Origin of the sequence: Thalassospira sp. UBA1131 (genome assembly GCF_002311515.1) — a bacterium.
Lineage (GTDB): Bacteria > Pseudomonadota > Alphaproteobacteria > Rhodospirillales > Thalassospiraceae > Thalassospira.
In genome coordinates, this window is the sequence record NZ_DCAO01000101.1 from 25623 (window position 1) to 33577 (window position 7955).

Sequence of the window (7955 nt, forward strand, 5' to 3'; positions counted from 1 at the left end):
TTTCCGATGCCGCGATTTGAATACCCGGCACTGCCGGTGATGCCGTGCCACCTTGTGCAACGGCCGACACCTGCCCGTTTGATCCGCAACGATGGCAACATGCCATTGCCACTGCACATCACACGCGGGCAACGGTTCTCTGCCCCCTGATCACAACCGCCCCCGATCACAACCGACAGACCAGCAAAGCACGACACGCGGTTTATCCGCATGTGCCAGGCTCAGGACCTATTAATTTGATTGAATGATAGGGCCGCTATTTGACTTCGCTGTCGGACGGGTCATCAGATGCGAAGATTGAAACCACGTTATTTTCGCCAACCTCGAGGACTTGGTTTTCCTCACCACCGGTCGGCTTTTCACGCTTGTGCCCGTCATGCTGTTTGTCGGCGTTCTGACGTTCGTGCTCAGTCAGGGTGCGTTCGCCGCGCGTGCGCCCGTGCAGCAAGCGGTTCTGATCAGCCTTGCGTGCCTTTTCGTCGCGTTGCTTGCGTTTGCGTGCCTGACGCAGATTAACCAGATCGCCCATATCAGCCTTCTGTTTTCTGGCTTCTGTTTTTCCGGCCGACCGGATCAGGCGAAATAACCCGCCCGGCATGACCCGAAATAAAAAACGGGTGCTTCGATATCCCGAAGCACCCGCTAGCCGTTCTTAAAATCCGTTGGTGTCCGACAGGACTTAGCGCACGAAGACGTGCACCTCGTTTGCCGAGACAGATGCGCTGGTCGCATCGGAAGCACGCACGCGCGAGCTTGGCATGCCCATATCGGTCAGCGACCGAAGAACTGCCTGCGCGTTGCGCTTGGATTTATTGGCATTCAGCGCAACCTGCGCCGGGGTACCACGATTCGGTGTCACCGCAACCACATCAAAGCTTGCCTGCGGGCGACGTTCGAGAACGCGGTTCACCGCGTTATACAACGCCTGCTCGTACTTGACGCTCGCCGTATCAAAACGGATCACGACAAGCGGACGATCACTTGGTGCGGCTGCCATACGCTGACCGCTTGATGCCGGTGCAGCCTGCGACTGGAAGACACGTTTGGAAAGGGAATCCCCGAAAATTTCGCCATTCTTGACAGCCAGCGCCAGCGCATTGAGGTTCGCGCGTTCTGTGCTGACATAAGACGTCTGACGGGCAAGGCTTTCGCTGATTTCGTTCAGAAGACGATCAATCAGCACTGTGGTGCGGTTGGTTTCGTCTTCAAGCAGGGCCAGCTGACGGTGGTCTTCGTCAACAGCGCCTGAAACCTGATAGGCCGAACGAACCGACTCAAGCAGGAAGGTCGACAGCGTGCTGTCGGCAGCAACCTTGTTGGCCAGCGAGTTCAGCGCGGCAATGTCATCATTCACACGGTCCAGTTCGGCCTGTGCGGTGTTCCACTGCTGCACCAGAACCGGGTTGCCCGGCGTGGTGCCGACCTGCAGACGGGCACTGATCGCGGCAACCGTGCCGTGATAGGCCTGCGAGTGCGCGACGGTCTGTCCACGCAGCTGCTGCAGTTCGTTGCTATGATTGCTCAAAGCGGATTTGAGACGGTTCAGCTCCTGCTGCATGTTCTCGACCTTGGTACCAACAAAGGTTCCGGTCTGAGATACCCCAGTCAGCGGTTCCGTGCTTGCAGCAACGTCATAGCTGGTGATGGCATCGGCACCAACAGGCTGATTGGCAACGACGTTTTGCTGCGTCGTTTCCTCTTCACCGGCAAGTGTCGGCCACAGGGCCTCAGAAGAAAAAGAACATCCCCCCAGCATCAGGGCGGTGCCGATTACGGCGAGGTAGGTTTTACGAACGGCCATTTCGATCTATTACCTAAGTAGAAATATGCGAATCTCCCTGGGCCTGCCTTTTTATCTAGGTGAAACAAGCCCCTGCTCCCCCGGGATTGAAAGCATCTTAGTCTACGACCACTTATGGAACAAGACGCATTTGCCCCTTTTTTGCCGAGTCTTGTCCTTATTCACTTCAAAGCGGACAAAGCCGGGCAAAACAGGGGCGTAGCAGTCAGGTAAACCGCGCCCTGTGAAAAAATGGGAAAAATTCAAATTTACTGCTTGCAATGACATGCTCGTTTGCATAAGTTCCGCTCCGCCGACGGGGAGCAGCCCTTTGCAAACCGCCGGAAATTAAGGCAAGCGCCCGTAGCTCAGCTGGATAGAGCATCTGACTACGAATCAGAAGGCCGGAGGTTCGAATCCTTCCGGGCGCGCCAGTGAAAGGCTCGACGTCACCGCGTCGGGCCTTTACCATTTATACAAGCGTAAAAGCGCCCGTAGCTCAGCTGGATAGAGCATCTGACTACGAATCAGAAGGCCGGAGGTTCGAATCCTTCCGGGCGCGCCAGTCAAAGGCCCGACGTTACTGCGTCGGGCCTTTGTTGTTTCGCCCACCTGCTTTGCGCTTGCTTGATCCGGCATACAATCTGCAAACAAGCCCGATCAGAAAAAAAGCCCGGCACACATTTGCACCGGGCTTCGTATCTTATATCGGGTATTTTATTTCGCTGTTTGCGGGCTTACATGCCCGGCATGATCACGGTGTCGATCACGTGAATAACGCCGTTGTCAGCTTCGATATCGGCATTAACCACAGTGGCTTCATCGACCATGACACCGTTCATGGCATTCACATCGATGCTGTCACCCTGGACACTGGCAACCATCATTTCCTTGCCTGCGATGTCACCCGACATCACTTTGCCCGGCACCACATGATAGGTCAGGATGGAAACAAGCTTGTCCTTGTTTTCCGGCTTAAGAAGGTCTTCAACGGTGCCTGCCGGCAGTTTGGCAAAAGCTTCGTCGGTCGGTGCAAAGACCGTAAACGGACCTTCGCCTTTAAGCGTATCGACAAGTCCGGCGGCCTGCACGGCCGCTACAAGCGTGTTGAACGAACCGGCGGCAACGGCGGTATCAACGATGTCAGCTGCTTTGGCGGACATCGCACCAAAGGTCAGGCTGGCAGCGGTCGCAACGGCAATGAGAGACGATTTGATCGCAGACATGGTCCTATCTCCTGTTAACCAACGTGGAATTTCAACGTCGAATTGTTGCTGTCACAGGAATGCATACGGCCCATCATCGCGTATCAGTTCAATCATATGATTGTGATAACAAAGGCGCATCCAATCACCTTTGCACAACGTACTACACCCTTGGCGCGTAGCGGTCCGGTCGACAAAATCACTGCATCTTGTATCGCTGCGGTGTTATGGTCAGGTGATCACAAGGGCAAAGCCCGATAAGGGACCTAGGACGGAGCGCACCAATGAATGCCAACACCCGGATCACCATTTCCTGCGATGACCGCGTCGGTTTGATTTCCGATATCACCGGACGACTGTTTGATATCGGCACAAACCTTGGCCCAACGTCATTTTCGCTCGACGGCGATGTTGCGAAGTTTGAAACCAGTTGCGAACTTCCCGACGAATGCCCGATATCCGAATGCGAGGCTGTGCTGCGCGGACTTTCCCTTGGCAATGCCGACATCACGGTCGAAGCCATTGCCGCCGCCCCGGAAATGACCACGGCACCGGGTGCGACCCATCTGATCGAATGTTCCGGGATCGATCAGCCAGGCCTGATCGCGCGGCTGTCGGAAATCTTTATCGAATATAATGCTAACATCGTCCGTCTGGCGGCATCGGCAACCGATGAAAAGGACGCGCGGATTTATACCCTGCGCTTTGCCGTCGCCATTCCGCCGGAACGCGCCGCCAACTGCCAGGCAACCCTCGCCAACACGGCCGGCTCGATGCGGCTTGTTTTCAAGTTTGACGAACTTTAAGGCCTGTACAGCAGTCAGTGCTGCTGTACAGGGTCCATTGAAGTGGTGCGATCACAGATCTTCGATTGGCAATTGGCCATCATTGCCTTCCTCAAAGAAGACATGATCCGGTGACAATTGATCAATCGTGATCCCGTCGATCTGCACGCCATATTCGTAATGTCGACCATCGGCAAAATCGACATAAACGCCGGTATCATTTTCAGTCGCGTGATCGAGAAAATCGTCGAAATCCTCAATCCCGCTCTTTTCCTGAAACGTTTTGCCAAAAACAAACCGGTCGCCTTGTTCCCCGGTGTCAAAGTCTGTGATCCGGTCACGTTCCGCACCTCCTTCAAACACGCGCCATAAAAACGTATCTGAACCCGACGCCCCATAGGCATCGCGACCATCACCGGTCAGAAGATCATTTCCATCGCCCCCCTCAAGCGTGTCATTACCACCGCCCCCTGTCAGGACATCATGGAAATCACCCCCACGTAAATGATCGTCGCCATAAAAACCGTCCAGATGATTGCGCATTTCATCACCGGTGATCACATCGGACGCACGTGATCCGCGCACATTTTCAAACCCCGTAAACACATCGCCGCTGGGGGTTCCACCCGATGCCGTTCCGGTTGAAAGATCAATCTTCACACCCTCGGTCCCGTTGTCGTTGTAATCAAGGGTGTCCATGCCCGCACCGCCGGACAGGATGTCGCCATCCGCACCGCCTGCAAGTCGATCATTCCCGGCACCGCCAACCAGAATGTCGTTGCCGTCCCTGCCGGTGAGGGTGTCATTTCCCTCCCCACCATGAATGGTGTCGTCACCGGATTGATCCCCAAGATAATCTCCATAGATGAAATCATCACCGGCACCACCAATCAGAAGATCACTGCCACCACGGCCCCAAAGAACATCGCTTTGATCGCTGCCAATCAGCTGATCGTCTGTTTCTGTCCCATAGACCACCTCGATATCAAATAAGCGATCCCCATCGGCATCCCCGCCGATCCCGTGCCCGGTTGCAAGATTGACATAGACGGCGTCATCGGGCGTGCTGCCTTCGTAAAACACGGCGTCACGTGATTGCGGCCCGCCATATAACGCGTCTGCCCCTTCACCACCCGTCAGTTTGTCGTTTCCACCACCACCATACAGGGTGTCATTTCCTTCGTTGCCAAACAGCGAACTGATCCTGTCTGTCCCGAAAAGAACATCATCGCCGCCAAGGCCATAAACCGCCTGGCTGCCAATGGTTTCATAAAGAATATCGTTGTCTTCCGTGCCACGGATCACAGTCATGTCTTCCTCCAGCAAAAGCGGTCAGAAAAATACTTTGAAGCACTCACAGAATATCGGCTTCAGCTGTGGCAAGACGATCTTCATCATCTGCAAAAATGACGTTGTCAGCGCTCAGTTCATCAAGCGTCACATCGTCGATCTGGACGCCATATTCGTAATGTCGGCCATTTGCAAAATCGACATAGACGCCGGTTTCATTTTCTGTCGCGTGATCCAGAAAGTCTTCAAAACTCTCAATCCCGCTTTTTTCCTGAAACGTCGTTCCGAAATACAGATGATCGGTATAGTCATCACTGTAATCGTCCGCCCCGGTATTGAAATCGACGATCCGGTCACGTTCGGCACCACCTTCAAACACCTGATAAACAAAGGTGTCTCCGCGCATCAGGTCGTTGCCATCGCCGCCTTCGATCCAATTATCCAAACCGCCGCCGCCATCAAGAACATCATGGCCGTCACCGCCATAAATATGGTCGCCCCCCATGCCGCCATTGATGTGGTCACGGCCCGCGTCACCGTATAAACGGTCATCCGCCACGTGGCCCTTGATGATGTCATCGCCGTTCCCGCCGCGGGCATATGTCGGATCGGGCTCAAAGAAATCGTCGTAATAGACGTTGAAGACCGTCAGCGTATCATTTCCATCACCGCCGAAAAGCTGGTCTCCACCGTCATTCCCATTCAGCGTATCGTCGCCGTCGCCGCCAACAAGGGTGTCCCGGCCGCCCATACCGTGCTGCTGCCCCGACAAAATGTCATCGCCTGCCTCGCCATAGACATATGTGCCCGAAAGGGTGTCATTCCCGTCACCGCCATAGATCGAGTCAAAGCCGTAAAACCCGTCAATAACGTTGTCGCCGCTATTTCCGATCAGCACGTCCGAATGTCGGGACCCGAATATGTTTTCAACATCGGTAATGACGTCGCCCTCGGCATGCCCGCCACTTGCTATGGCGACGCCGTCGGTCAGCTCGACCTCTACACCTTCATTGGAATGAATGAAGGTGACTTCATCCTGCCCGGCGCCACCATTTATGAAATCGGCACCGGACCCACCGTTCAGACTGTCGTCGCCACCGTGGCCAAGCAGCGTATCATTCCCCCATTCGCCCCAGAGGTCGTTGGAGCGTGCGCCACCGACAAGAAAGTCATCACCGCCCGCCCCTTTCAGGATCCCGCCTCGCACGTCGCCGCCGATCAGAACGTCATCATGGTTCGATCCACGAATATTCAGGTCAGGCGTTTCGGTGGTTTCATCGAGAATGGAAATTTGATCGCCGGTCGCATCACCGCCAGTGCCGCTCATACTGTCCTGATCAAAAATCACAGCTTCCGGTGACCGGACATAAGTAACGGTCGGCTCATAGGAATAGAACGGTTTGATATCGCGGTAATCGAAGACGATTGTGTCCGCTCCACCCCCACCATCGACGGAATAGAGTTCGCCTTGAATGTGATCGTCATTATCTGAGCCCGTGATATCGAACTCCTGCTGATCGTAACGATCATCATTGTAAAGCTCGAGCGTATCCCCCTCGGCATCACCACCCCGCCCAATGAGTTCTATATCGCGTGTTTCGCGATCATCATTAAAGTTGTTGTAGAACTCGATATGGACTGGATCGTCGGATAGCGCGTAGGAAAGCGTGTAATTCTCGTTATGGATCGAAATGAAGGTGTCCGCACCGGCACCACCTTCAATCGTATCTCCACTGCCGACATAGATGGTGTCATCGCCTTCAAGACCATAAACTGTGTCACGGGTCCATTCGTTGCGGATCACGTCGTCTTCAGGTGTACCGATGATGCGTGCCATAATGAGGCTCCATAAATCATGAAAGACCTCACAAGCGTAGCATCACAAAAATGATCGTAAAACGACAATAAAACTAAATATACTGAACTAAAAATTGAACAACATCGAAACAAATTTGAACTAATTTCTTTCGATATAACTTTTACTTATTCAAAAGCATCGAAACCAGGCACAGATATTACTTAAACCACAATACGATTACGACCGGATTGCTTGGCTTCATACAGTTTCTGGTCTGCGCGCTTAAGTACCGCCCATGGATCGGTCGTATCGTCATCGCGCTCCGAAACACCGACTGAAATCGTGACCGATACTGCCTTGTTCTTTTCCGACGGGGTGATCTTGTTGTCAGAAATCCGTTTGCGCAGGGCTTCAAGTGGCTCATGCGCCCTTTCGGCTGAACGTCCGGCAAAAACGACAGTGAACTCCTCGCCGCCAAACCGGAACGCCTTGCCGCCCCCGCCGACACGCGCAAGCTCACGCGCAACCTTTTTCAAAACGATGTCGCCAACATCATGGCCATAGGTGTCGTTGAACTTCTTGAAGTGATCAACATCAAGCATCGCAATCGCATATTGATTGCCAAGTTCCGCCATCGCGTGTCCCAGCGCGCGGCGCCCCGGCAATCCTGTCAGATCATCAACAAACGCCATCCGCCAGGCTTCCTGCGCAAGCCCCGCCAGAACCACACCGGTTGCCGCAAGATATCCATATTGAATAACGCCGGTGCCCATCACGGTTGCCACATCAATCGCAATGATCGCCGCCGCAAAGCTGGTTTCAAGTGGCTTGTGCCGGATCAAAAGCAGGACCACCGCGATGACTGATATGATCATCGCCGGATGGGGCATTGCGCCCAAAATACCGGTGCTGACAAAAAAGCGCGTATCGAGCACGCGATGCAGTGCTGACCCGACATCGGGTTGACCGGCAAGCATCAGCATGACAAAGATCTGAAGCCCCAGAACCAGCATCCGGGCAATGCCCCGCGGGTTCAAAACACCGCGTTCGGCCGTAAAGCCCAGCAAAAGCAGATTGATCGGGATCAGATAAAGTGT

Annotated in this window: 8 protein-coding genes and 2 tRNA genes; 3 read left to right on the forward strand and 7 right to left on the reverse strand. The window is 54.2% G+C overall.

The features are described from left to right. The 3 genes from B3Z49_RS15890 to B3Z49_RS15900 form a co-directional block, all read right to left on the reverse strand. The coding region (locus B3Z49_RS15890) for a hypothetical protein (protein WP_296992643.1) at positions 1 to 197 on the reverse strand (197 nt) is incomplete at its 3' end. A 59-nt stretch (positions 198 to 256) separates the two neighbouring features. Next, positions 257 to 529 carry a DUF4169 family protein gene (locus B3Z49_RS15895; protein WP_296992645.1) on the reverse strand — a complete coding sequence of 91 codons (273 nt, stop codon included), beginning with the start codon at positions 527 to 529 and terminating at the stop codon, positions 257 to 259. 150 nt (positions 530 to 679) lie between these two features. After that, entirely contained in the window at positions 680 to 1801 is a 1122-nt protein-coding gene (locus B3Z49_RS15900) for a hypothetical protein (RefSeq protein WP_296992647.1), read from the reverse strand. A gap of 336 nt (positions 1802 to 2137) precedes the next feature. Here B3Z49_RS15900 and B3Z49_RS15905 point away from each other — a divergent pair. Continuing rightward, positions 2138 to 2214 (forward strand) — tRNA-Arg (locus B3Z49_RS15905). Between the two features lie 54 nt (positions 2215 to 2268). Next, positions 2269 to 2345: transfer RNA gene (locus B3Z49_RS15910), tRNA-Arg, on the forward strand. A 172-nt stretch (positions 2346 to 2517) separates the two neighbouring features. Here B3Z49_RS15910 and B3Z49_RS15915 read toward each other — a convergent pair. Continuing rightward, on the reverse strand, positions 2518 to 3006 hold the full coding sequence (locus B3Z49_RS15915) for a fasciclin domain-containing protein (RefSeq protein WP_008890059.1): 489 nt from the start codon (positions 3004 to 3006) through the stop codon (positions 2518 to 2520). Between the two features lie 263 nt (positions 3007 to 3269). On the opposite strand from B3Z49_RS15915, the gene B3Z49_RS15920 reads away from it, so the two are divergent. Continuing rightward, positions 3270 to 3791, forward strand: a complete 522-nt coding sequence (locus B3Z49_RS15920; RefSeq protein ID WP_296992649.1) for a glycine cleavage system protein R — start codon at positions 3270 to 3272, stop codon at positions 3789 to 3791. Positions 3792 to 3842: 51 nt separating this feature from the next. Here the strand turns inward: B3Z49_RS15920 and B3Z49_RS15925 are convergent, their stop codons facing one another. The 3 genes from B3Z49_RS15925 to B3Z49_RS15935 form a co-directional block, all read right to left on the reverse strand. Then, the gene (locus B3Z49_RS15925; RefSeq protein WP_296992651.1) at positions 3843 to 5081 is read right to left on the reverse strand and encodes a calcium-binding protein; all 1239 of its coding nucleotides are present in this window, start codon (positions 5079 to 5081) and stop codon (positions 3843 to 3845) included. Between the two features lie 43 nt (positions 5082 to 5124). Then, the gene (locus B3Z49_RS15930; protein WP_296992653.1) at positions 5125 to 6897 is read right to left on the reverse strand and encodes a calcium-binding protein; all 1773 of its coding nucleotides are present in this window, start codon (positions 6895 to 6897) and stop codon (positions 5125 to 5127) included. A gap of 182 nt (positions 6898 to 7079) precedes the next feature. Continuing rightward, a partial coding sequence (locus tag B3Z49_RS15935) for a GGDEF domain-containing protein (RefSeq protein ID WP_296992655.1) occupies positions 7080 to 7955 on the reverse strand: 876 nt, incomplete at its 5' end.